Genomic DNA, 22,504 nt, shown 5'->3' with positions numbered 1-22,504 from the left:
AGGCGTCACGATTCGAGGACGCTAACCGTACTAACGAGCCGAACGGATATCGGTATTTACTCGCCGTGACGATCCTGATTTACTCGCCCTGGCACGCGTTTTACGTGAGTATAATTCGTGTTCATCTATTGCTCGCCTGGTCAGAGCCGGGGAGGTCACGATGAGCGGGCGTACCGCACCACCCGGAGCCACCTCCTCCTGGCGCAACTGGGCCGGTAACCAGCGGGTCAGCGGCGACGCACTGCGACCATCGACCGTGGACGAGATCGTCGCCACGGTCACCGCCGCGCGGGCCGCCCGCCGGCACGTCAAGCCGGTCGGCAGCGGCCACTCCTTCACCGCGATCGCCCGGGCCGAGGACCAGCGGGTCGATCTCACCGCGCTGAGCGGACCGGTCCGGGTCGATTCCGAGCGTCGGCTGATCACGGTACCGGCCGGGACCACGCTGCACGCACTCAACGAGTTACTCGCCGGTCACCGGCTGGCGCTGGCAAACCTCGGCGACATCGACGAGCAGACCGTGGCCGGGGCGATCTCCACCGGCACCCACGGCACCGGCGCCGGATACGGCTGCCTCTCCACCTTCGTCGCCGGGCTGACCCTGGTGACCGGCACCGGAGAGCTACTGGAGTGCTCCGCCGACCGGCACCCCGAGGTCTTCGCGGCGGCCCGGGTCGGGCTCGGCGCCCTCGGGGTCATCGTCGAGGTGACCCTGAGCTGCGTGGACGCCTTCGTACTGCACGCCGACGAACGCCCGGCCCCCCTCGCCGAGGTGCTCGCCGACCTGCCCGCCCTGGTCGACGCAAACGACCACTTCGAGTTCTACTGGTTCCCGTACACCGACCGGGTCCAGGTGAAGATCAACAATCGGGTGCCCGTCGACGACAGGCCGCTGCCCAGGTTCCGGAGCTGGCTGGACGACGACTTCCTGGCCAACTCCGTATTCGCCGGTGCCTGCCGGCTGGGCCGGGCCGCCCCGGCGCTGGTACCTACCATCTCCGCCGTCTCCGCCCGTGCGCTCACCGCGCGCAGCTACACGGCCCGCTCCGACCGGGTCTTCTGCACCCCGCGCCGGGTCCGCTTCGAGGAGATGGAGTATGCGCTGCCCCGGGCGGCCCTGCCGGAGGCACTGGCCGGGCTCCGCCGCATCGTCGACGAGCTGCCGTTCCGGGTGCTCTTTCCGGTCGAGGTCCGGTTCACCGCCCCGGACGACATCTGGCTCTCGCACGGCTACGGCCGCGAGTCGGCGTACGTCGCCATCCACCAGTACGCCGGGATGCCCGCCGAGCCGTACTTCCGGGCCTTCGAGCGGGTCGCCACGGCGCTGGGCGGCCGGCCGCACTGGGGCAAGCTGCACTACCGGGACGCGGAGTCGCTGCGTCCGGCGTACCCGCGATTCGCCGACTTCCTGGCAGTGCGGGACCGGCTCGACCCGGACCGGATCTTCGCCAACTCCTACACCGAGCAGGTGCTGGGTTCGTAACACGTGCTGGGTTCGTAACTCCGCCCCAGCCGCCCCGGCAGGCGACCGGCGGCGGGAAATCGGTCGGGCCGGGGCGGACGATGCCGTATACAGGCCCGATGACCGGTCCGACGCCCCGGATACGCCCGTACTCGGACGCCGACCTGCCCCGCCTGTCGCGGACCTTCGCGGCCTGGATCGCCGAGGCCGGCCGGTGCGGCTACGACCACGTCGGCGAGGTGCCGCACCGGATCTACGAGAACCTGCGAGGCCGGCCGGTGCAGGAGCTGGTCCAGCTCTGGGAGGCCGGCGGCGAGATCGTCGGGCTCGCCGTCAACCTGCGCTTCGGCGCCGCCTTCGACGTCTTCGCCGCCCCCGCGCTGCGCGGCGGCGCCGCCGAGGCCGAGATGCTCCGGGTGGCGTACGAGACCACGGCCGCGTGGATGGACGCGACCGGAAGTCCCGAGCCGTACGTGCTCACCGACGTCTTCGACTGCGACACCACCCGGATCCGGCTACTCCTCGGACTCAAGTTCAGCAGGTTCCGCACCTCGGACGTAACCGTGCGGGACCTCGCCGCGCCGGTCGCCGAGCCGGTCACACCGGAGGGATTCGTGCTGCGTACCGCCCGGCCGGGCGACGCCGAGCAGCTTGCGCAGGCGCGCAACTCCGCGTTCGACGCGGACTGGACCGGCGAGCTGTACCGGTCGGCGGTGATGAACCGGCCCGGCTACTCGGCCGAGCGGGAGATCGTCGCCGAGTCGCGGGACGGGCGGATCGCGGCCTTCACCGTCTACTGGCTCGACGCACGCAACCGGGTCGGCCACCTCGAACCGGTCGGCACGCACCGGGACTTCCACCGGCGCGGGCTGGCCCGGGCGGTGATGCTGACCGCGATGCACCGGATGCGGGCGGCCGGCATGGCGAGGGTGACGGTCAACTACAACGCGGAGAACGCGCCGGCGCGGGCCCTCTACGCCGGGCTCGGCTTCCGCCGCGAACACCGGACGTACGGCTTCCGCCGCCCCCGACCAGACCCGCCGTCAGCCTGACGGCGCGGCCTGCCCGGCGACGGCCGACCGATCACGGGCCGGACGGGATCCTCGCCGGGGCACGGCTCGGCGCGCGGTCTCGTGATCAGTCGGTCGGCTCGGCGGAGGCCGTCGCCCTGCTCGGGGCGGCCTTCGTCGGGGCGGCCTTCTTCGCCGCCGTCGCCTTGACAGCGGTCGCCTTCTTCGCGGTCGCCTTCTTGGCGGCGGTCTTCTTCGCGGTCGCCTTCTTGGCGGTCGCCTTCTTTGCCGCCCCCTCGCCGGTGGTGGCCTTGGTCGCCGCCTTCTTCGCCGTCGCCTTCTTCGCCGCCCGCTTGCGCGGCGACGGGCCCTTGGCCCGCTTCTCGGCGAGCATCTCCGAGGCCTCCTCCAGGGTCAGTGCCTCCGGAGTCTGGCCGCGCCGCAGCGACGCGTTGGTCTCGCCGTCGGTGACGTACGGCCCGAACCGGCCGTCCTTGATCACCAGCGGCTTCTCGGTGAGCGGGTCCGCGCCCATCTCGCGCAGCGGTGGGGCCGCCGCCCGGCGCTGCCGGGTCTTCGGCGCCGCCAGCAGCGCCAACGCCTGCTCCAGGGTGACCGTGAAGAGCTGCTCCTCCGACTCCAGCGACCGGTAGTCGTCACCGCGCTTCACGTACGGGCCGTAGCGGCCGTTCGCGGCCAGCACCTCGGCACCGTCCGGATCCACCCCGACCCGCCGGGGCAGGGTGAGCAGCCGCAGCGCCTCCGCCATCGACAGCGAGTCCGGGGACTGCGAGCGCAGCAGCGAGGCCTTGCGTTCGCCGCTGGTGACGTACGGGCCGAAGCGGCCGGAGCGGAGCACGATCGGCTCGCCGGTCTCCGGATGCTCGCCGAGCTTGCGCTCCCCGCCACCGCCGAGGAAGAGCTCGTGCACCTTCTCCGGGGTCAGCTCGTCCGGAGCCAGCCCCTCCGGGATCGGCGCCCGGTCGCCGGCCGCGGCCGTCTCCTCGGGCGGGCCGCCGTCGCCGGTGTCCCGGGGAGCCTGGGCGGCCGGCTCCGCGCCGGGCAGGTTCCGCTGCAGGTACGGACCGTAGCGGCCGACCCGGACCACGACGTCGCGCCCCTCGTCGTCCCGGAAGAGTGGGATCGAGTTGACGCTGCGCGCGTCGATCTCGCTGAGGTTCTCGGTGACCATCTTCTTCAGCCCGCCGGAGCGGGCCACCGACTTGTCACCGCCCATGTCGCTGCCGAAGTAGAACGAGGTGAGGAAGTCGACCGCGGCGTGGTCACCGCCGGCGATCTCGTCCAGTTCGTTCTCCATGGCGGCGGTGAAGTTGTAGTCGACCAGCCGAGGGTAGTGCCGCTCCAGCAGGCCGACGACCGCGAACGCCAGGAACGACGGGATCAGCGCCTGGCCGCGCTTGAAGACGTACCCCCGGTCCTGGATGGTCGCCATGATCGACGCGTACGTGGAGGGGCGGCCGATGCCCAGCTCCTCCAGCGACTTGACCAGCGACGCCTCGGTGTAGCGGGACGGCGGCTGGGTGTGGTGCCCGGTCGCAGCCAGTTCGTCGGCGGTGAGCGGCTGGTCCTTGACCAGGTTGGGCAGGCGCCGCTCGGCATCCTCGGCCTCGGCGTTCTCGTCGTCGGAGGACTCGACGTACGCCCGCAGGAAGCCCGGCTCGGTGATGGTCTTGCCGGTCGCGCCGAAGTCGGCCTCCTCGCCCGCGCTGGAGACCGCCCGGATCCGCACCGAGACGCTGGAACCGACCGCGTCGGTCATCTGCGAGGCGATGGTCCGGCGCCAGATCAACTCGTAGAGCCGGAACTCCTCGGCGGAGAGCTCGTTGGCCAGCTCGCCCGGGGTGCGGAAGGTGTCCCCGGCGGGGCGGATCGCCTCGTGCGCCTCCTGGGCGTTCTTCACCTTGCCGGTGTAGCGGCGCGGCTCCGGCGGCACGTTCCGCTCGCCGTAGAGCTCGGCGATCTGCCGACGGGCGGCCGCGATGGCCGTCTCCGACAGGTTCACCGAGTCGGTACGCATATAGGTGATGTAGCCGTTCTCGTAGAGCCGCTGGGCGGTGCGCATCGTCTGCTGCGAGGAGAAGCGCAGCTTCCGGGCCGCCTCCTGCTGGAGTGTCGAGGTGATGAACGGCGCGTACGGGCGGCGACGGTAGGGCTTCTCGTCGACCCGGGTGACAGTGAAAGGCCGCCCGTCGAGGCGGGCGGCCAGGCCACGGGCGCCGTCCGCATCGAGGTGCATCACCCCGGCGCCCGGCTTCACCCGGCCGGTGGTCGGCTCGAAGTCCTTACCGGTGGCGATCCGGTCGCCGTCGAGCGCGACGAGGGTGGCGGAGAAGCTGCGCGGCCCGTCGCCGGCGCCCGGCACGGCGAGGGTGGCCAGGATGTCCCAGTATTCCGCGCTGCGGAAGGCCATCCGCTGCCGTTCGCGCTCGACCACGATCCGGGTGGCCACCGACTGGACCCGGCCGGCGGAAAGCCCGGAGCGGACCTTGCGCCACAGCACCGGGGAGACCTCGTAGCCGTAGAGCCGGTCCAGGATCCGCCGGGCCTCCTGGGCGTCGACCAGGTCGCGGTCGATCTCGCGCGGGTTCGCCACCGCGGCCTCGATGGCCTGCCGGGTGATCTCGTGGAAGACCATCCGCTTGACCGGGACCTTGGGCTTGAGCGTCTCGACCAGGTGCCAGGCGATCGCCTCGCCCTCGCGGTCCTCGTCGGTGGCGAGGAAGACCTCGTCGACCTCCTTGGCCAGCCGGCTCAGCTTGCTGATCTGCTGCTTGCGGTCGGGCGAGACGACGTAGAGCGCGGCGAATCCGTTGTCGACGTCGACGCCGAGCCGGGCCCAGGACTCGCCCTTGTATCTGGCGGGCACGTCGTCGGCGTTGCGCGGCAGGTCACGGACGTGACCGAGGCTGGCCTCGACGACATATCCCGGGCCGAGATAGCCCGAGATCGTCTTGGCCTTCGCCGGTGACTCGACGATGACCAGACGGGTGCTCCTGGCGTTGCTCGGCACGTCTCTCCTGACCTCACTCACGATCTTCCCCCTGCGGACCGCCCTGTCCGCGCCACCCGGCCGGGGACGGATCGACCGCCCGGTGGCTGGACGTCCAACGTAACGCGCTCTCGGACCCCGGAGTTGCACGGGCCGAGAAGAGCACCGCTACGCTGCGGTGACACCGGGTGCAACAACGCGGGACGGGCGGTCATGCCGGACGGCGACACGGTACACCCACGGACGATCGGTGCGGGACCAACCGGACGGATCTCGTCTCACCTACTGGGCTGTTAACCGGAACAATCACACAAAACCGGCGCTCAGCTGTCCGGGATGCGACAGTTGTCGATCCATCCGTCCGCGCAGGGGTGTTTACCCGATCGAGGGTACCGGCGCCGCGCCTCCTGGCCACTGACCCGGCGGCGCCGCCGGTGGCCGGTCGCCCACCAGCTCCGCGAGTCGGGCCAGCCGGCGCCGGCCGGTGATTCGGTACGCCGGGCCGCCCGCCCCGGTGTCGAGCAGCACCGCCGGCAGGCCGATCGCGGCCAGCGCCGCACCGACCGGCTCCCAGCACGCCTCGTCGGCGGCGCCGAGCCGGAGCAGGAAACCGAGCGGCTCGGGAGCGCCGGCCGCCGCCGCCCAGAGCCGGAGCCGCGGGCCGGTCAGGAAGAAGTTCGCCGGCGGCAGCTTCACCGTCTCGCGCAGCCAGGCCGCACCGAGCGGAGCGAGCAGCGTGCTGTACGACGTCTGCACCCCGTGCCGCTCCGCCGCCTGCGTCCGCCCCAGCCAGCTGGCGGTCAGTCCCCGGCGGGCCAGCTCGGCGACGAGCACGTGTACCCGCCAGGCGTCGTCCACCATGATCGTGATCCGGGCGGTGCCACCCATCCGGACCAGCTCCCCGGGACCGGCAAGCAGCCCGGCGAGGTCACCGACGGAGGGATCGGCGGCCTCGACGCCGAAGAGCGAGAGCTGCCGGACCGGATCCGGCGGCGACTCGGGACGCCCCGGCCGCCCGGCGGCTGGTTCCGGAGGCGACCCGGCCGACTCGGCCGACTCACCGCCTCCGCCCGGCTCCGCCGGCACGAGCGCCTCCACGGGCACGAGCGCGTCAGCCGGCGGCACGAGCGCGTCAGCCGGCGGCGCGGGCGCGTCAGCCGGCGGCACGGGCTGGTCGGGCGGGGTCAGCGACACTCCGGAACCTCGTCGAAGGCCTGCTTCAACTCCACCGAGTCCAGTTCGCTGGTGTCGAGCGAGCTGGCGTCGTACTCCTTATTGAGGGTGTCGACCGCGGCCTTGACCCCGTCGTAGAACTCGGCGGGCCGCCCGGTGCCGAGTGCCTCGATCGACTCACCGGCCCGGCCGTAGGCGTCCCGCATCGAGGCCAGCGAGGAGACGAAGCCCCTGGAGATCGCGTCGCCCTTGTCCGTGTCCGGCACGCCGGCCGCCGCCACCTTCTGCCGGGCGGTCTCGCTGGCCTGCTCGGCGCCCCGGAGCAGCCGTACCAGGTTTTCCTTGGCCTGCGCCGGGCTGGTCTGCGCGGTCATCTGCTGCTGGGTGCTCCGGGTCAGTGCCCCGATCTCGGCCCGCCACGGCGCCAGTGCCGCGCAGACGGCGGCGGCCCAGGCCCGCGGGGTGGGCCCCCCGGCACAGCCCCCGATGAGCAGGGCGATCGTGCACAGGGCCGCCGTGAGTCTTCCGGCGGATGCCGTGCGGGGGGTTCGCATGCGTTGCAGCGTACGGGTTGGACCCGACTTCGCGACGGGGGTAATCCCGTGGAACGGCCCGGGCCCGCCGCGATACGCGACGGGCCCGGGCCGGCCTGCCTGCTGTCTCAGGCGTTGACGGTCTGCGGTTGCTGGTCGGAGCTGCCGCTGCCGGCACCGCCGGTGTCCGGGTCGGAGTCCGACATGGCCACCGGCTTGCGCTTGCTGATCAGCACCGCCACCACGATGACCAGCGCGGCGACGACCGCCACCCCGATCCGCAGCCCGGTGTTGGCGTCCTCGCCGACGCTCCACGCCACCACGGCCGGGGCGATCAGCAGCGAGACCAGGTTCATCACCTTGATCAGCGGGTTGATCGCCGGCCCGGCGGTGTCCTTGAACGGGTCACCGACGGTGTCGCCGATGACCGTGGCCGCGTGCGCGTCCGAGCCCTTGCCGCCGAACGCGCCGTCCTCGACGAGCTTCTTGCCGTTGTCCCAGGCACCGCCCGAGTTGGCCAGGAAGACCGCCATCAGCGTGCCGGCCCCGATGGCACCGGCCAGGTACGCGGCCAGCGCACCCGGGCCGAGCCCGAAGCCGACCGCGATCGGCGCCATGATGGCGAGCAGCCCCGGGGTCATCAGCTCGCGCTGCGCGTCCCGGGTGCAGATGTCGACCACCTTGCCGTACTCCGGCCGCTGGCTGTAATCCATGATCCCGGGCAGCTCACGGAACTGCCGGCGTACCTCCATCACCACGGCACCGGCCGAGCGGGAGACCGCGTTGATGGCCAGGCCCGAGAAGAGGAAGACCACCGCGGCACCGACGATCAGACCCACCAGGTTGCGCGGGTTGGCGACGTTGAGCAGACCGTCGATCGACAGGTCGGAGCCCGCGTCCCGCAGTGCCACGCCCAGCGTGTCCGTGTACGACCCGAAGAGTGCGGTGGCCGCGAGCACCGCCGTGGCGATCGCGATGCCCTTGGTGATCGCCTTGGTGGTGTTGCCGACCGCGTCGAGCTCGGTGAGCGTACGTGCGCCCTGCTCGTCGATGTCGCCGGACATCTCGGCGATGCCCTGCGCGTTGTCGGAGATCGGCCCGAAGGTGTCCATCGCCACGATCACGCCGACCGTGGTGAGCAGGCCGGTACCGGCCAGCGCCACCGCGAAGAGCGAGAGGGTGAGCGAGCCGCCGCCGAGCAGGAACGCCCCGAAGACCCCGGCGGCGATCAGCAGCGCGGAGTAGACCGCCGACTCCAGGCCGACGCTGATCCCGGCCAGCACCACCGTGGCCGGGCCGGTCAGCGACGACTTGCCGATGTCCTGCACCGGGCGCCGGTTGGTCTCGGTGAAGTAGCCGGTCAGCGCCTGGATGGCGGCGGCCAGCACGATGCCGATCACGACGGCGCCGATGGCGAGGATCCGCGGGTCGATCGGGTCGGAGGCGCCCTCGGCGAGGCCGAGCCTGGTCCGCCAGTCGGCACCGAGCAGCTCGGCCCAGGTGGCCGGCAGGTAGACGAAGGACATCACCGCGACCAGGATCGCCGAGACCACCGCGGAGGCGTAGAACGCCCGGTTGATCGCGGTGAGCCCGGAGCGGTCGCCGGCACGCAGCCGGGTGATGAAGACACCGAGGATCGCGATGAGCACGCCGATGGTGGAGACGATCAGCGGGAAGACCAGCCCCTGCTCGCCGAAGGCGGCGCGGCCGAGAATCAGCGCGGCGACCAGCGTCACGGCGTACGACTCGAAGAGGTCCGCTGCCATGCCGGCGCAGTCACCGACGTTGTCGCCCACGTTGTCGGCGATCGTCGCCGCGTTGCGCGGGTCGTCCTCCGGGATGCCCTGCTCGACCTTGCCGACCAGGTCGGCGCCGACGTCGGCGGCCTTGGTGAAGATGCCGCCGCCGACCCGCATGAACATCGCGAGAAGCGCGGCGCCGAAGCCGAAGCCCTCCAGCACGGTCGGCGCGTCACCCCGGTAGATCAGGACGACCGCCGCCGCGCCCACCAGGCCGAGGCCGACGGTGAGGAAGCCGACGACGCCACCGGTGCGGAACGCGATCTGCATCGCGGCCTCCCGGCCGCCCTGGTGCTCCCGGGCTGCGGCCGCGACCCGCAGGTTGGCCCGGGTGGCCAGGGCCATGCCGGCGCCGCCGATGAAGGCGCTGAACAGGGCGCCGACCACGAAGAAGCCCGAGCGGCCGATTTTGACCAGCGTCTCGCTGCCGTCGGTGTCGTGCACCGGCAGCAGGAAGAGCAGGATCACGGCGACCACGACGAAGATGCCAAGGGTCCGGAACTGACGGAGCAGGTAGGCCGAGGCCCCCTCCTGCACAGCCCCGGCGATCTCCTGCATCTTGTCGGTGCCCCTGCCGGTCGAGAGCACGGCCCGGGTCAGTGCACCCGCGAAGCCGAGCGCGACGAGGGCGATAACCGCCGCGACGACGACGTACGTCAAATTCTCGCCGCCGAGGGACAGCCCGCCACTGTCGGCGGCCATATCTACGGACATCTATGTCCTCCTGTACCGAACACTCGTGCCCGACCGGCGGACGAACCGGTCAGGCGTCTCCACGCGTGGAGCGACGATTCGCAAGCGTTCCGCCGGCCCGCCACCCCGGCGGTCGGCGATGCCCTCCACCCACAGGAGCGGGACCAGCACACTTGCTGATAACCCCGGGTACTCTAGCGGGCCGTCGTGTTGAGGGTCACAACCAGGACCCGGGCAAACGCGATGATCTTCGTCGCTGTGCTACCCACGGGAGTCTGCTAAGGCACTCCCGCACCCGCCCGCCGCGCTCCCCCACGCCGCCCGGTACGCTCACTCGCCCGCGCCCGCGCCCGCGCCTGTCGCGGTCAGCGACCGAGCGGCCAGGCCATCCGGACCTCGGTACCGATACCCTCGTCCACCGGACGCACCTGGAGATCCTCGACAAAGCCTGCGAGCAGGGCAAACCCGACACCCACCGTCAGCGCCTCGTCGGTCAGCGACTCGTCGGCCAACTCGTCCGGCGGCAGTGCCGCCAGCCCCAACCCGGCCTCGATCGGCGCCCGGTCGATCACCCGGACCGTGTACGTCGACCCGTCCGTCATCTCCACCAGCACCAGATCGGCCAGCCCGTACTGGCGGTGCAGGGCGACCGCCCGGGCACAGGCTTCGCCGATCGCCAGCCGCACCTCGTCGAGAAGTTCCTCGGGCACGCCGGCCCGCCGCGCCACCGCGACCCCGACCAGCCGGGCGGTGCGGACGTGGACCGGAGCCGGGCTGAAGGAGAGCCTGACCCTCGACATCACGCCTCGACCGTCGACATCAGGCACCGGGACATCGACATCAGGCATCGGCGCCGGAGGAGTCGGCCCCGATCGCGGCGTCCACCGTGGCGACGATCGGGAAGACCTGGTCGAGGGCGGTGATCCGGAAAATCTTGAGCAGCGGCTCCTTGTCGCAGACCAGCCGGAAGCTGCCACCGACCGGACGGAGCCGCTTGAGCGCCCCGACCAGCACGCCGAGGCCGGTCGAGTCGAGGAAGTCCACCCGGCCCAGGTCCACGACGATCGCCCGGGCGCCGCCGTCGATCAGCTCGACCAGGCGCTCGCGGAGTCGGGGGGCGGTGTAGACGTCCACCTCGCCGCCGACCTCCAACACGGTGTGCTCACCGATGGTGCGGGTCGTCAGCGACAGATCCATCAGTCCTCCTCTGACCGCCAGGAACGCTCCTGCGCATCTAACCATCGACCAGCGGACCGCGCAGCGACGGCGGACCGACCACGGGCCGATCCACGGCCCCTGGTCGGGCGGACCGCCACCCGGTCTTCCGACGCACGTACGAGAGTGCGAGAGTGCAGGGCGTGACGTTTCCAGCAACAGTATCGGCCGGTACCGGAGCCGGAGACTCCCACCCGGCCGGTCGCCCCGGCGCGGGCGAGCTGCTGGACCGGCTGCGGGCCCGGGCCTCCGGCGGAGCGGTCGCCGGCCCGGTCACGCACGTCGAACAGATCCCCGCCCGCCCGGGCACCGTGGCCGAGTGGCCGGAGTGGGTGCCGGCAGAACTGCGCGCGGCACTGGCCGGCCAGGGCGTGGTCGCGCCGTGGCGGCACCAGGTGGAGGCTGCCATGCAGGCGTACGCCGGTTGTCACGTGGTGATCGCCACCGGCACCGCCTCCGGAAAGTCCCTCGCGTACCAGCTCCCGGCGCTGGCGACCCTGCTCGCGGACCCCCGGGCCACCGTGCTCTACCTGGCCCCGACCAAGGCACTCGCCGCCGACCAGCTCCGGGCCGTCGCCGCGCTCGGTCTCGACGGGGTACGTCCGTCCTGCTACGACGGCGACACCCCGCGCGCCGAGCGGGACTGGATCCGGGCGCACTCACGGTTCGTACTGACCAACCCCGACATGCTGCACCACGGCATCCTGCCCGGACACGCGAAGTGGTCCGCCTTCCTGCGCCGGCTGGCGTTCGTGGTGGTCGACGAGTGCCACACCTACCGGGGCGTCTTCGGGTCGCACGTGGCACACGTGCTGCGCCGGCTCCGGCGCCAGGCGGCGCGCCATCCGCGTACCCCCGGACAGCCCGTGCCGGGCCAGCGGGGCGGCCCGGCCGGCCCACCCGGCGTCGCGGTGGCCGGGCCGGTCTTCGTGCTGGCGTCGGCCACCTCGGGCGACCCGGCGGTCGCCGCCGAGCGGCTGACCGGCCTGCCGGTCACCGCAGTCACCGCGGACACCGCGCCGCGCGGCGGCCTGACCTTCGCGCTCTGGGAACCGCCGCTGCTGCCCCCGCCCGCCGCGAACGCCCCGGCACCGGCCGAGGCGACTGAACCGGCCGAGGCGACTGAACCGGCCGAGGCGACTGAGCGGGCCGAGCGGGCCGAGGCGATCGCGGCCGTTGCCTCCGACGCCGCTCCGGTGCGCCGGTCCGCGCTGCGGGAGACCGCCGATCTGCTCAGCGACACCGTCGCGGCCGGAGTCCGGACCCTGGCCTTCGTCCGTTCCCGGCGCGGCGCCGAGGTGATCGCCACCACCGCCCGGCGCGCACTGGACGAGGCCGTCCCCGGCCTCGGCGCCCGGGTCGCCGCCTACCGCTCCGGCTACCTGCGGGAGGAGCGCCGGTCGCTGGAGCAGGCGCTGCTCGGCGGTGAGCTGCTCGGGCTCGCCTCCACCAGCGCCCTGGAACTCGGCGTCGACCTGGTCGGCCTCGACGCGGTGCTGATCTGCGGCTATCCCGGCACCCGGGCCTCGCTCTGGCAGCAGGCCGGCCGGGCCGGACGCTCCGGCCGGGAGGCGCTCGCCGTGCTGGTCGCCCGGGACGACCCGCTGGACAGCTATCTGGTGCACCATCCGGAGGCGCTCTTCGGCCGTCCCGTCGAGGCGACCGTGCTCGACCCGGCCAATCCGTACGTGCTCGGGCCCCAACTGGCCTGCGCGGCGGCGGAGTCTCCGCTGACCCCGGCCGACCTGGAACTCTTCGGCGAGGGGGCGAAGGAGGCGGTCGAGTCCCTGGTGGCCGGTGGCGCGCTGCGGCACCGCCCGACCGGGTGGTACTGGCGGCACGTCCGCCGGCCCGAGGTGGACCTGCGCGGCACCGGCGGCGCACCGGTGGACGTGGTCGAGTCCGCCACCGGCCGGCTGCTCGGCACCGTCGACCCGGCATCGTCGCACTTCCAGGTCCACCCCGGCGCGGTCTACCTGCACCAGGGCGCGTCGTACGTGGTGGACGACCTCGATCTCGACGACGGCTGCGCGCTGGTGCACGCCGAGGAGCCGGACTGGTCCACCCACCCCCGCGACGTCACCTCGCTCTCGGTCGTCTCGGTCCGCTCCTACCTGGACGCCGGCCCGGTCGGGATGTTCCTCGGCGAGGTCGACGTGACCAGCCAGGTGGTCTCCTACCAGCGTCGCCGACTCGCCTCCGGCGAGGTGCTGGCCACACTGCCGCTGGAGCTGCCAGCCCGGGAACTGCGTACGGTCGCGGTCTGGTTCACCGTCTCGCCGGAGTCGCTGGCCGCCGCCGGGGTCGAGCCGGCCGACGTGCCGGGCGCGTTGCACGCCGCCGAGCACGCCGCGATCGGACTGCTGCCGCTGGTCGCCACCTGTGACCGCTGGGACATCGGCGGGCTCTCCACCGCCTGCCATCCGGACACCGAGGCGCCGACGGTCTTCGTCTACGACGGGCACCCGGGGGGTGCCGGCTTCGCCGAGCGGGCGTACCGGGCGGCGCCGGCGTGGCTGACCGCGACCCGGGACGCGATCGCCGAGTGCGGCTGCGAGGCCGGCTGTCCCTCCTGCGTCCAGTCCCCGAAGTGCGGAAACGGCAACAACCCGCTGGCCAAGGAGGAGGCCGTGCGCGTCCTCGACGTGGTGCTGGCCAACCTGGCGACGGCCGGTCCGGCGGAGCCGGGCAAACCTGATCGCGGATAGTCGGTATTCGCACGCATGGATCTATGGCTATCCGGTTAAGTTACGCTGGGAGCGCTTCCACGGATCCTGAGGAGGACGTCGTGGCCGACACCATCGCCGAGACCGTCGAACTGCTGTACACCATCGACCAGGCACATCTCACCGTCGATCAGCAGATCGCGCTCTCCCAGGCGTATGCGGCACTGGCCCAGGCCGAACGCCTGGACCAGATCCACCAGATGCTGCACAGCATCCATCAGGTGCTCAACAGCTGGGTGGTACGCCGCGCCACGGAGGGCAGCCTCCGCTGACGATGCGGCCACCGGGCTTGGGATGTGACAGGAAGGGCCCCGCCCATCGTTCCGCGGGCACAGGGGCCCTTCCCAGCCTGTCCCGACGCGACTCAGCCGGTGACCGAGAAGCTGTTGGTGACGAAGTCCCCGGCCGCCGGCCAACTCTCGCCTGCCTACCGTGGCGCCGTCGAGCTGCCTCGGACAGGGCCGGCTCGGCTGGTTGCCAGTGCGGTCCGGGTCAACCCGGGCAGCGGTTCGACCGTCACCTCGGCGGTGATCTGGAGGTCGAGCCCGTCCAGCGTGCAGCCGGTGATCCGCGCGCTGTTCGCGGCCGCGATGGCGGCGGCCCGAGCACACGCCCGATCCGCGCCGTCGAGCGCGCGGGCGGCTCCGGCGAGCGCGCCGAGATCGGCCGCGATCCGGGCCTGATGACGGGCCACCCGAGCTGCTTCGACCGCCGCCCCGCCGAGACTGAACACGACCAGGGCGAGTCCCACGGCCAGCAGCCACAGGCTCGCACTCCCCCGGTCCGGTTCGCCGCCGGCACGGTGATGCGCAGGACCTCGCCGCCATGCTCCTTCCCCCGGATCCCGACGATGTCCTGGTCGTCGGCGCGGAGCCCACTCCCGCCCAGCCGGTGTCGGCGGGGGCCGGCAGGGGCCGGGACGGGTCGCGCCGACGAGGAAACGAGTCCGGATCACGCCGGGGTCGGCCGCCGTGCTGAGTTCAGCGCCCATGGTGGAGTCGGCCCCCATGGTCGAGTCGGCCCCCATGGTCGAATCGGCCCCCATGGTGAAGCCGGCCCCCGTGGTGGAGTCGGCCCCCGTGGTGAAGCCGGCCCCCGTGGTGAAGCCGGTGCTCATGTTGCCGGCTCCGGTGCGCCGGGCTCGACCGCCGCGATCGCGGTCGCACTCACGGTCAGGCGTGGCAACCGTGCACCGAGGGCACGCACCGGTGCTCGTACGGTGGCCACCACCCGGTCACCGTCCACCGCGACCGACACCACCGCACCGGGCGGCGCGGCCCGGATGCCGGCCTGAACACCGGGGGCACCGCGGGAGGCGGCCAGCGCCGCCTCCCGCGCCGCGTCCACACACTGACCCTTGACGATCACCGCGTTGACCGCGGTGAGCCCGGCGAGCACCAACAGCAGCAGCGCCGGCAGGCCGGCCGCCAACTCGGCGGTGAACGAGCCCCGGTCGCGGCCGGCCGGCCAGCGCCGAGTCACGACAGAGCCCGGTCGATCACCCCGGCCAGCGCGGTCTGGACGCGGCCGGAGGTCAGTACCTTCAACAGGATCCCGGCAAAGGCGACGGCGGCAAGGGTGCCGACGGCATACTCGGCGGTGTTCATCCCGGCATCGCCTCGGAGCCGGGCACGCAGCTTGCGCAGCATGGAATTCCTCTCTCGAATCGGTCACAGCACGTCGCCGAGCACGGCGACGATCACCGGCACCAGGCCGGCGAGAATGAAGGCGGGCAGGAAACACAGGCCGAGTGGCAAGACGATCAGCACGCCGGCCCGCCGCGCCGCCGCCTCGGCAGCGGTCAGCCGATCCGCGCGCAGGTCGTCGGCGAGCCGGGTCAGCGCCCCGGCAAGAGCCGCCCCGCTCGCCGAGGAGCGGATCGCCGCCGCTGCCAGCCGCTCAGCGCCCGGTACCGGGCCGAGTCGCCCCCATGCCTCCTCCGGCGTACCGCCGAGCCGGAGTGTCCGGCCGACCTCGGTGAGGCGTTCACCGAGTGGTCCGGCGAGCGCTTCCGCGACGGCACAGACGGCACCGTCGACCGGAGCGCCGGCCCGTAGCGCCGCGGCGAGCAGGTCGGCCGCGAGCGGCAGGTCGGCGGCCTCCCGCAGTCGGCGCCGCCGGACCGCCGCCGGTTCGAGCCGGCGCAGCAGGCGGTCGAGAAGCCCCGCAATCGCCACCCCGAGCAGCACGCCCTGCCAGCCACCCAGCAGCACGCCGATCGCCAGCCCGGCCAGCCCGGCACCGAGCCGGACCATGTCGAACCGGCCCGAGCGCCCCGACGGGTCCCGCCTCATCCCCTGCCCGGGGGTGGGGACCGCGCCCGGGTAGGTGAGCCGGTCGAGCCGCTTCCCGGCCGCACGGCGCGACCGCACGCCCTCCAGCCCGAGCACGGACAACCGCCGTCGAGGCGACCGTCGGGCCCGCCCGCCGCCGGTCAGCGCCAGCAGTAGTGCCAGGCCCGCCAGGATCCACGGCACCGTCGCGATCCGCACCGGAATCAGCGCCCCACCGCAGCGGCACGACCGAACCCGCCGGCCCGGCCACCTGGGGCGGTACGGGCGGCGTCGCCGACGACAAGCCCGGCACCGCCGACGGCGGTACGGGCGGCGGCCCCACCTGCGGCGGTGCGACCAGCGGCGCCGAGCCGAGCCGCCCAGAGCAGGCCGGCCAGTTGCAGGGTGACGGCACCGATCGCGCAGCCGGCCCCGAGCGGGGTGTGCAGCAGGATGTCCAGAGGATCGACGCCGATGCCGTAGCCGAGGGCGATGCCGCCGGCCGGCAGGGCGGCGAGCAGCCACGCGGTGGCCCGGGCACCGGCCGCCTGTGCCTCGGCGGCAGCCAGCCCTCGCTCCATTGCCCGCGCGTCCGCCTCGATCCGCTCCACGAGGTCGGCCAGGGGCGCACCGGTCTGCTCGGCGAGGCCTACGGCCGCACGGACCAGAGCGGTCGCCCCTGCCGGCCGCTCGGTCACCCGTACCGCGTTGACCGGCGGCAGGCCGGCGCGCAGGTCGGCGGCGAGCGCACAGAGGTCGTCGAGCTGCTGTCGGTGCGTCCGCTCGGCGGAACGATCGGCGTGACGGCGGAGCAGCCTGCGTACTGCCAGGCCGGTGTAGGCGGCGGCGATGAAGGCTGCGACGGGGCCGCCGGCAAGTTCTCCGCCGACGCCGCCCAGGGCCACACCGACGAGTACGGCCCGCCAGGGCGGCATCCGGCGGGCCAGCAGGCGGTCCCGCGTGGCCGGCCAGGGCAGCCGTGAGCCGGACCACGCCGTTGTCGAACCGCCCTGCCGCACCGGAACCCGGACGGCGACGATGGTGCGCCGGCCGCCAATCACCGCGCGGCGCCGACTCCGGATGCGCCGGGCCGGCCAGCCGAGCAGAATCGCCGCGCCGGCCAGGCAGGCGGCCGCCAACCACCAGGCGGTCACGGCGTAGTGCCCGGGGTTATCTCCCGCCTGTGCGGGGCAGGCGACCACGGCCGGGCCCCGGGGTCGAGCAGCGGAGGCACGGGCACGTCCCGTTCGGCGAGCAGCGCGGCCAGTGCCGGGGCGGCCGGCCCGACACCCCGGTCTCGCCGCCAGGCCGGTACGGCGGTGACCAGCCGCTCCGGCCCCGCCGGCAGCAGCAGGCAGACCGCCTCCAGTACCCGCCCCGATGCGGTGCGCCGGACCTGGAGCAACACCTGTAGGGCGGCGACCACCTGGGCGTGCAGCGCCGGCCGGGACAGCCCGCCGAGCAAACCCAGCGCTTCCAACCGGGCCGGCACGTCGCCAGGGGTGTTGGCGTGCAGGGTGCCCGCCCCACCTTCGTGCCCCGTGTTGAGCGCGGCGAGCAGGTCGACCACCTCCGCACCCCGGCACTCGCCCACCACCAGGCGGTCGGGGCGCATCCGCAGCGCCTGCCGGACCAGGTCACTCAGGCCCACCGACCCAGCGCCCTCCACGTTGGAGGTCCGTGCCTGCAGGCCGACCACGTGTGGATGGAGCGGTCGCAGCTCGGCGGCGTCCTCGACCAGTACGATCCGCTCGCTGGGCGGCACCTGCCCGAGCAGCGTGTTCAGCAGCGTCGTCTTGCCGGATCCGGTGCCACCGACGACGAGATAGGCGAGCCGGGCGGCGACCACCGCGGCGAGCAGCATGGCGGTGGCCCGGGTCAGGGTGTTGTGGCGTACCAGGTCGTCGAGGGTGAAGGGGCGCTGGCGGAAGGTCCGCAGCGACAGGTACGGCCCTGAGGTCGCCACCGGTGGCAGGACGGCGTGCAGCCGGGTGCCGTCCGGCAGCCGCGCGTCGACGTACGGACTGCCCTCGTCGAGTCGCCGGCCACACGCGGCGGCGAGGCGCTGGGCGAGCCGGCGTACCTCGTCCGGGCCACCGAGGGGGACCGGCTCCGGGGAGAGCCCGCTACCCCGGTCGACCCAGACCTTGGCACCGTTCACCAGCACGTCGGTGACCTCGTCGTCGGCCAGCAGCGGGGTGAGCGGACCGGCGCCGACCAGATCGTGGTGAACCCTGGTGGCCATCCGCAGCACCGTGGTGTCGCCCAGAACGGCAGCGCCCGGCTCGGCGCGTACGGCGGCGACGACAGCGGCCGGGGTGACCCTCGTCCCGTCGGCGGCGAACCGGCGCCGGACCCGGGCAGCGAGATCACTCCTCATGGTGTGTGTACCTCCGGCACGTCCAGGGCTCCTGGTGCAGGGGCGGTCATCGGGTCTCGGCCGGAACGCCGACCGCACCGGTGAGGTCGGTGACGATGCGCTGGCACAGGGCTGCCAGGGGGCCGCGTCCGGCCGCCGCCGGGGCTTCACCGCGTTCGAGGTTGCGGCAGAGCGCCGGTTCGGGACGCAGCGTGCCGGCCAACGGCAGGTCGAGAGCGCGGGCCACCTCGCGGGCCTTGAGCCGGCCCGGTGCCGGGCCGCGCACGATGACCGAGAGGTTGGTGCAGTGCATGCCGGCGACCGCCGCCACCCGGGCCGCGGCGGCCGTGGCCCGCAACTCGGCGGGGACCAGCACGAACGCCTGGTCGGCCGCCTGGAGCGCGACGACGGCCGCGTCGTCGAGCTGCCGGGGCAGGTCCACCACGACGATGTCCCGGCCACGCCGGCCAGCGTCCATGGTGGCCGCCATCGCCTCGACCGGCAGGGCCAGCAGGTCGCCGCGATCCCAGGAGAGCATCACCAGGTCGCCCCGGCTGGGCAGCGCCCGGACCAGCGCGGGTGCGTCGACCCGGCCGTCCGCTTCGGTCAGCGCCGGCCAGCGCAGGCCCTCGATCTGCTCCCAGCCGAGCACCAGGTCGAGTCCGCCGCCGAGCGGGTCGGCGTCAACCAGGAGCGTACGCAGGCCACACCGGGCCGCCGTGATCGCCAGTCCGCCGGCCAGCACGCTCGCACCCGCCCCGCCGCGACCACCGATCACCGCGACTATCCGGGCCGGGCCGCCCACCGCGCTCCGACCGGAGAGGCTTTCACCGAGCCGGTCGACCAGCCAGGGTTCAGCCGCCGGCAGCACGGCGACATGCTCGGCACCGAGCAACTCGGCCACCTCCCAGCCGCCGTCCCCTTCCCCGGAGCGGCCGACCAGGACCACCCGGGGCCGGCGGGGCAACCTCGCCCGGAGGCAGGCCTGGGCCTGGTCGGCGCCGACCATCACCAGCGGCGCGGCGGCCCACCGGGGCCGGGCCGAGGCCGGGTCGGCGGCGACCTCGACCTCGGCGCCACCGGCCGCCGAGAGCCGGAGCAGCTCATCGAGCAGCTCGTTGTCCGAGGTGACGACCAGGGGCAGGCGCGGTCCGGGACGGACCGGGGTACGCGACGGCATCACGTCCTCCAGCGGTGTGATCCGGCTCCAAGGGTGTCCGGGTTACCGGCACACCATGGCGGGCCGAACCACCGCTCCGAGGGCAGGAAGCTCTGCGCTGTGGATAACTGACCGGGGTGTGGAAAACCTGCGGTCGACCGGTGGATCTGCTATGCGGATCGGGACATTCACCGGCGATGGGCCGGCCCAGATTCGGGACGGGCCCACCCGGACCAGCTCAGGAGCATGCCACCGACGCCGGTCAACACCGACGAGGCCGATGCGCTGCGCGACGGAGATGAGGTTTGCGCGACGGAGGCGAGGCGTGTGCGGCGCGAGGGCGAGGCGTGCGCGGCGAGGGCGAGGCGTATGCGGCGAGGGCGAGGCGTATGCGGCGAAGCTGCGCCAGGACGGCGTACCGCTGGTCCAGATGCGCTACCAGGCATCATCCACGACATGGCGATGCTCGGACCCGCTCGCTCGCACCCAGGCGGCACGGGCGGTCACCGCACAGGCCGCCACCGCCCCGGGCCGGGCCGGGCCCTGCATCACCAGTGGAACGGGCAGGCCAGCAGTAGGACCTGCAGACGACAGCGCGGGCCTCCGGCCACGGTACGACCGGAGGCCCGCGCTGTCCGATAGCAGGTCAGGCGGCTTCGACCGCCGTCACAAAGAAGGTGGTGAGGTTGTCGGACGGGTCGGCGTCCGGCACCGGAGGCCACTGACGGGTCTCGGTCGTAACCTCGATGCCTGCCTCACCCAGGTCACCCAGGGGCGTCTGCGCCGACGCCGCGAAGACGAGGTCGAAGCTGCGCACCTCGCCCTCCATGAACTGGCCGCCCGGCACACAGAAGTGCGCGCAGCCGTCGTTCGGCTCGGTGTACGTCTCGAAGACTCCCGCCGGCAGGTTGCTGGTGAGCAGGAAGAGCCCGGTGTGCGGGGCGTCGCCGTCGTACCGCACCGTCAGCGGCAGGCGGCCCTCGAAGGTGCCGTCCGGCTGACGGACCAGCGTCAGGTCACCGGCGGTAATGCCGGCCTCCGGCTGCTCGTCCCGCACGTACGGCTGCGGGTCCTCGAGCGAGCCGGTCGAAGACCGGAACCGGGTCCGGAAGGTCTCGTCGGTGACCACCTCGCCGCCCACCTCGACGGCCAGCCGCCCGTTGCCGGCCTTCATGGCGAACGGCCGGACCGCGGTCAGCACCTCGAAGTCGACGCTGAAGGTCCGCTGCTCTCCGGGCTGGAGGTTGCCGCCCGGTACGTCGCACTCGACCCTGACCCGCCCGTCCGGCAGGTACTCGCCGCCGCTGTAGCAGCTGATTCCCCACTCGAGATTCTGGTAGGAACCGGGAACCGGCTCGGTGATCACGTAGGTGGCGCGGCCCGGTTCCGAGCCCCGGTAGGTCAGCTCGGCCTGCAGGCTCCCGCGATAGCCGAAGTTGGTCGGCTCGAGGACCAGCCGGTCGGCGACGTTCGCGGTCGACGCGGCGGCCACGGCGACGTTCGCGGTCGACGCGGCGGCCACGGCGACGTTCGCGGTCGACGCGGCGGCCTCCGGTGGTGCGGCCGTGGCGGTCGACGTCGCGATCGACAGCGCACCGGCCATCCCCAGCGCTCCGGTCAACACGATCGACGTGTGTCTGCGCATGCACTTCCCCCGTTGTCCATCGGCGGTGGGCTATCCACCGCGACCGGCGCTCATGGTGCCAGTCCGACCTGCCGCAGCGCCATCCCGGCTCCGCCCTCGAACGGGCCACCCCGGCAACACCGCCCGTTGGCACGACCGTGCCTCCCGAGAACGCGCCCGAGCCGAACACGCGCCCGAGCCGAACACGCGCCCGAGTCGGAGCGCCGATGTCCATCCTGGAATCGATCCGTGACCAGCGTGAATGCGCTTCACCCGGAAAGGCGACGACCCCCGTCGGGGGGAGACGGGGGTCGTCTGGGGTTCGGCTCCGGGGGGGTCGAGCCGAACCCACCCGGCGGTCACGGGGGGTGCAACCGCCGAGGTCTACGAACACAGAGGATATGAAAGTGTGTCGTAACTACAAGCATGCCTGAGTCGACCCGTATACGTCGAGTGGCGTTAACTTCCACTCCCTGCGAAAGTCAGCCCTCACCCTGTGACGGTGATCACCGACCGGCTGATCGGTCGATCAGGGGATAACCGGTCGGCAGGTGCGAAAGCCGACCCCGGGCACCCGCTGACCATAGACCATCCGGATAGACTTTCGCGCCGTGGGCCGAAGCGCCGCTTTCTTCGATCTGGACAAGACCGTCATCGCCAAGTCGAGCGCGTTGGCGTTCGGTCGGCCGTTCTACCGGGACGGGCTGATCACCCGCCGCGACGTGGTCAAGTCCGCGTACGCCCAGCTCATGTTCAGGTTGGGCGGCACCGACGAGCAGACGATGGCGCGTACCCGCGACTATCTGGCGACGCTCTGCAAGGGCTGGCCGGTGGAGCAGGTCCGGCAGATCGTCGCCGAAACGCTGCACGAGCTGATCAACCCCTACGTGTACGCCGAAGCCGCCGCCCTGATCGAGGAGCACCAGCGGGCCGGCCGGGACGTCGTACTCGTCTCCGCCTCCGGCGAGGAAATGGTCCGGCCGATCGGTGAACTGCTCGGTGTCGCCGACGTGATCGCCACCCGGATGACGGTGGTCGACGGGCGCTACAGCGGCGAGGTCGAGTTCTACGCGGCCGGCCCGAGCAAGGTGGACGCGGTCGGCGAGCTGGCCAAGGAGCGGGGCTACGACCTCGCCGAGTCGTACGCCTACTCCGACTCGGTAAGCGATCGCCCGCTGCTCGAGTGCGTCGGCCACCCGAGCGTGGTCAACCCCGACCGGGCGCTGCGCAAGCTCGCCACCGAGAACGGCTGGCCGGTGCTGGAGTTCCGGCACCCGGTGCCACTCGGCCGCCGGCTCCGGGAGCGTCCCGCGGTGCCGGTCGCGGCGGCAGCGATCGGGGTCGGCGTCGGCGTCGCCATTGGCATCGCCTGGTACGGCCGGCACCGCAATCGCAGGGCCCGCGCCTCCACCGCCTGACCACGCCGACCGGCACACCCATCCTCCCGCCGCCAGCCGGACTGGGCCCG

The 22,504-nt window shown here is 72.9% G+C and carries 19 protein-coding genes; 5 read left to right on the top strand and 14 right to left on the bottom strand.

The window, feature by feature from the left end; genetic code table 11:
• Nucleotides 1-160 precede the first annotated feature (160 nt).
• Complete coding sequence (locus ACN28C_RS07835) at nt 161-1,483, top strand: D-arabinono-1,4-lactone oxidase (RefSeq protein WP_422772872.1); 1,323 nt, start codon at nt 161-163, stop codon at nt 1,481-1,483.
• Nucleotides 1,484-1,581: 98 nt separating this feature from the next.
• Nucleotides 1,582-2,514 (top strand): GNAT family N-acetyltransferase, encoded by a 933-nt coding sequence (locus ACN28C_RS07830; protein ID WP_422772871.1) that lies wholly within the window; start codon nt 1,582-1,584, stop codon nt 2,512-2,514.
• An 85-nt stretch (nt 2,515-2,599) separates the two neighbouring features.
• Here ACN28C_RS07830 and topA read toward each other — a convergent pair whose 3' ends face one another.
• The 6 genes from topA to ACN28C_RS07800 all read right to left on the bottom strand — a co-directional run bounded on the left by topA (nt 2,600) and on the right by ACN28C_RS07800 (nt 10,877).
• The gene (gene topA, locus ACN28C_RS07825) at nt 2,600-5,503 is read right to left on the bottom strand and encodes a type I DNA topoisomerase (RefSeq protein WP_422774576.1); all 2,904 of its coding nucleotides are present in this window, start codon (nt 5,501-5,503) and stop codon (nt 2,600-2,602) included.
• 354 nt (nt 5,504-5,857) lie between these two features.
• Nucleotides 5,858-6,607 (bottom strand): hypothetical protein, encoded by a 750-nt coding sequence (locus ACN28C_RS07820; protein WP_422774575.1) that lies wholly within the window; start codon nt 6,605-6,607, stop codon nt 5,858-5,860.
• A gap of 59 nt (nt 6,608-6,666) precedes the next feature.
• Nucleotides 6,667-7,209: a hypothetical protein gene (locus ACN28C_RS07815; protein ID WP_422772870.1), complete on the bottom strand. Its 543-nt coding sequence runs from the start codon at nt 7,207-7,209 to the stop codon at nt 6,667-6,669.
• A 107-nt stretch (nt 7,210-7,316) separates the two neighbouring features.
• A complete protein-coding gene (locus ACN28C_RS07810; protein WP_422772869.1) occupies nt 7,317-9,701 on the bottom strand; it encodes a sodium-translocating pyrophosphatase in 2,385 nt (794 codons plus the stop codon).
• 344 nt (nt 9,702-10,045) lie between these two features.
• The gene (locus tag ACN28C_RS07805; protein ID WP_422772868.1) at nt 10,046-10,483 is read right to left on the bottom strand and encodes an ATP-binding protein; all 438 of its coding nucleotides are present in this window, start codon (nt 10,481-10,483) and stop codon (nt 10,046-10,048) included.
• Nucleotides 10,484-10,520: 37 nt separating this feature from the next.
• Nucleotides 10,521-10,877, bottom strand: coding sequence for an STAS domain-containing protein (locus tag ACN28C_RS07800; RefSeq protein ID WP_422772867.1), 357 nt, complete (start codon nt 10,875-10,877; stop codon nt 10,521-10,523).
• Between the two features lie 239 nt (nt 10,878-11,116).
• On the opposite strand from ACN28C_RS07800, the gene ACN28C_RS07795 reads away from it, so the two are divergent.
• The gene (locus ACN28C_RS07795) at nt 11,117-13,603 is read left to right on the top strand and encodes a DEAD/DEAH box helicase (protein WP_422774574.1); all 2,487 of its coding nucleotides are present in this window, start codon (nt 11,117-11,119) and stop codon (nt 13,601-13,603) included.
• A gap of 80 nt (nt 13,604-13,683) precedes the next feature.
• Nucleotides 13,684-13,893 (top strand): hypothetical protein, encoded by a 210-nt coding sequence (locus ACN28C_RS07790; RefSeq protein ID WP_101368442.1) that lies wholly within the window; start codon nt 13,684-13,686, stop codon nt 13,891-13,893.
• A gap of 155 nt (nt 13,894-14,048) precedes the next feature.
• Here ACN28C_RS07790 and ACN28C_RS07785 read toward each other — a convergent pair whose 3' ends face one another.
• From ACN28C_RS07785 to ACN28C_RS07750, 8 genes are all read right to left on the bottom strand, one after another.
• The gene (locus ACN28C_RS07785) at nt 14,049-14,387 is read right to left on the bottom strand and encodes an Rv3654c family TadE-like protein (protein ID WP_422774573.1); all 339 of its coding nucleotides are present in this window, start codon (nt 14,385-14,387) and stop codon (nt 14,049-14,051) included.
• A gap of 347 nt (nt 14,388-14,734) precedes the next feature.
• Nucleotides 14,735-15,103 (bottom strand): TadE family type IV pilus minor pilin, encoded by a 369-nt coding sequence (locus tag ACN28C_RS07780; RefSeq protein ID WP_422772866.1) that lies wholly within the window; start codon nt 15,101-15,103, stop codon nt 14,735-14,737.
• On the bottom strand, nt 15,100-15,270 hold the full coding sequence (locus tag ACN28C_RS07775) for a DUF4244 domain-containing protein (RefSeq protein ID WP_422772865.1): 171 nt from the start codon (nt 15,268-15,270) through the stop codon (nt 15,100-15,102). Before ACN28C_RS07775 ends, ACN28C_RS07780 begins: the two co-directional genes overlap by 4 nt.
• Nucleotides 15,271-15,291: 21 nt before the next feature.
• Nucleotides 15,292-15,915 (bottom strand): type II secretion system F family protein, encoded by a 624-nt coding sequence (locus ACN28C_RS07770; protein WP_422774572.1) that lies wholly within the window; start codon nt 15,913-15,915, stop codon nt 15,292-15,294.
• A 203-nt stretch (nt 15,916-16,118) separates the two neighbouring features.
• Nucleotides 16,119-17,048: a type II secretion system F family protein gene (locus ACN28C_RS07765; protein WP_422772864.1), complete on the bottom strand. Its 930-nt coding sequence runs from the start codon at nt 17,046-17,048 to the stop codon at nt 16,119-16,121.
• Complete coding sequence (locus ACN28C_RS07760; protein WP_422772863.1) at nt 17,045-18,274, bottom strand: TadA family conjugal transfer-associated ATPase; 1,230 nt, start codon at nt 18,272-18,274, stop codon at nt 17,045-17,047. Before ACN28C_RS07760 ends, ACN28C_RS07765 begins: the two co-directional genes overlap by 4 nt.
• A 46-nt stretch (nt 18,275-18,320) precedes the next feature.
• Nucleotides 18,321-19,433, bottom strand: coding sequence for a septum site-determining protein Ssd (gene ssd / locus ACN28C_RS07755; RefSeq protein WP_422772862.1), 1,113 nt, complete (start codon nt 19,431-19,433; stop codon nt 18,321-18,323).
• A gap of 625 nt (nt 19,434-20,058) precedes the next feature.
• Nucleotides 20,059-21,057 (bottom strand): hypothetical protein, encoded by a 999-nt coding sequence (locus ACN28C_RS07750; RefSeq protein WP_422772861.1) that lies wholly within the window; start codon nt 21,055-21,057, stop codon nt 20,059-20,061.
• 590 nt (nt 21,058-21,647) lie between these two features.
• Here ACN28C_RS07750 and ACN28C_RS07745 point away from each other — a divergent pair.
• Entirely contained in the window at nt 21,648-22,454 is an 807-nt protein-coding gene (locus tag ACN28C_RS07745; protein ID WP_422772860.1) for an HAD family hydrolase, read from the top strand.
• Nucleotides 22,455-22,504: the final 50 nt, after the last annotated feature.

Source organism: Plantactinospora sp. WMMC1484, assembly GCF_049315195.1.
Classification (GTDB): Bacteria; Actinomycetota; Actinomycetes; order Mycobacteriales; family Micromonosporaceae; genus Plantactinospora.
This window is presented reverse-complemented; position numbering and strand designations above follow the sequence as displayed.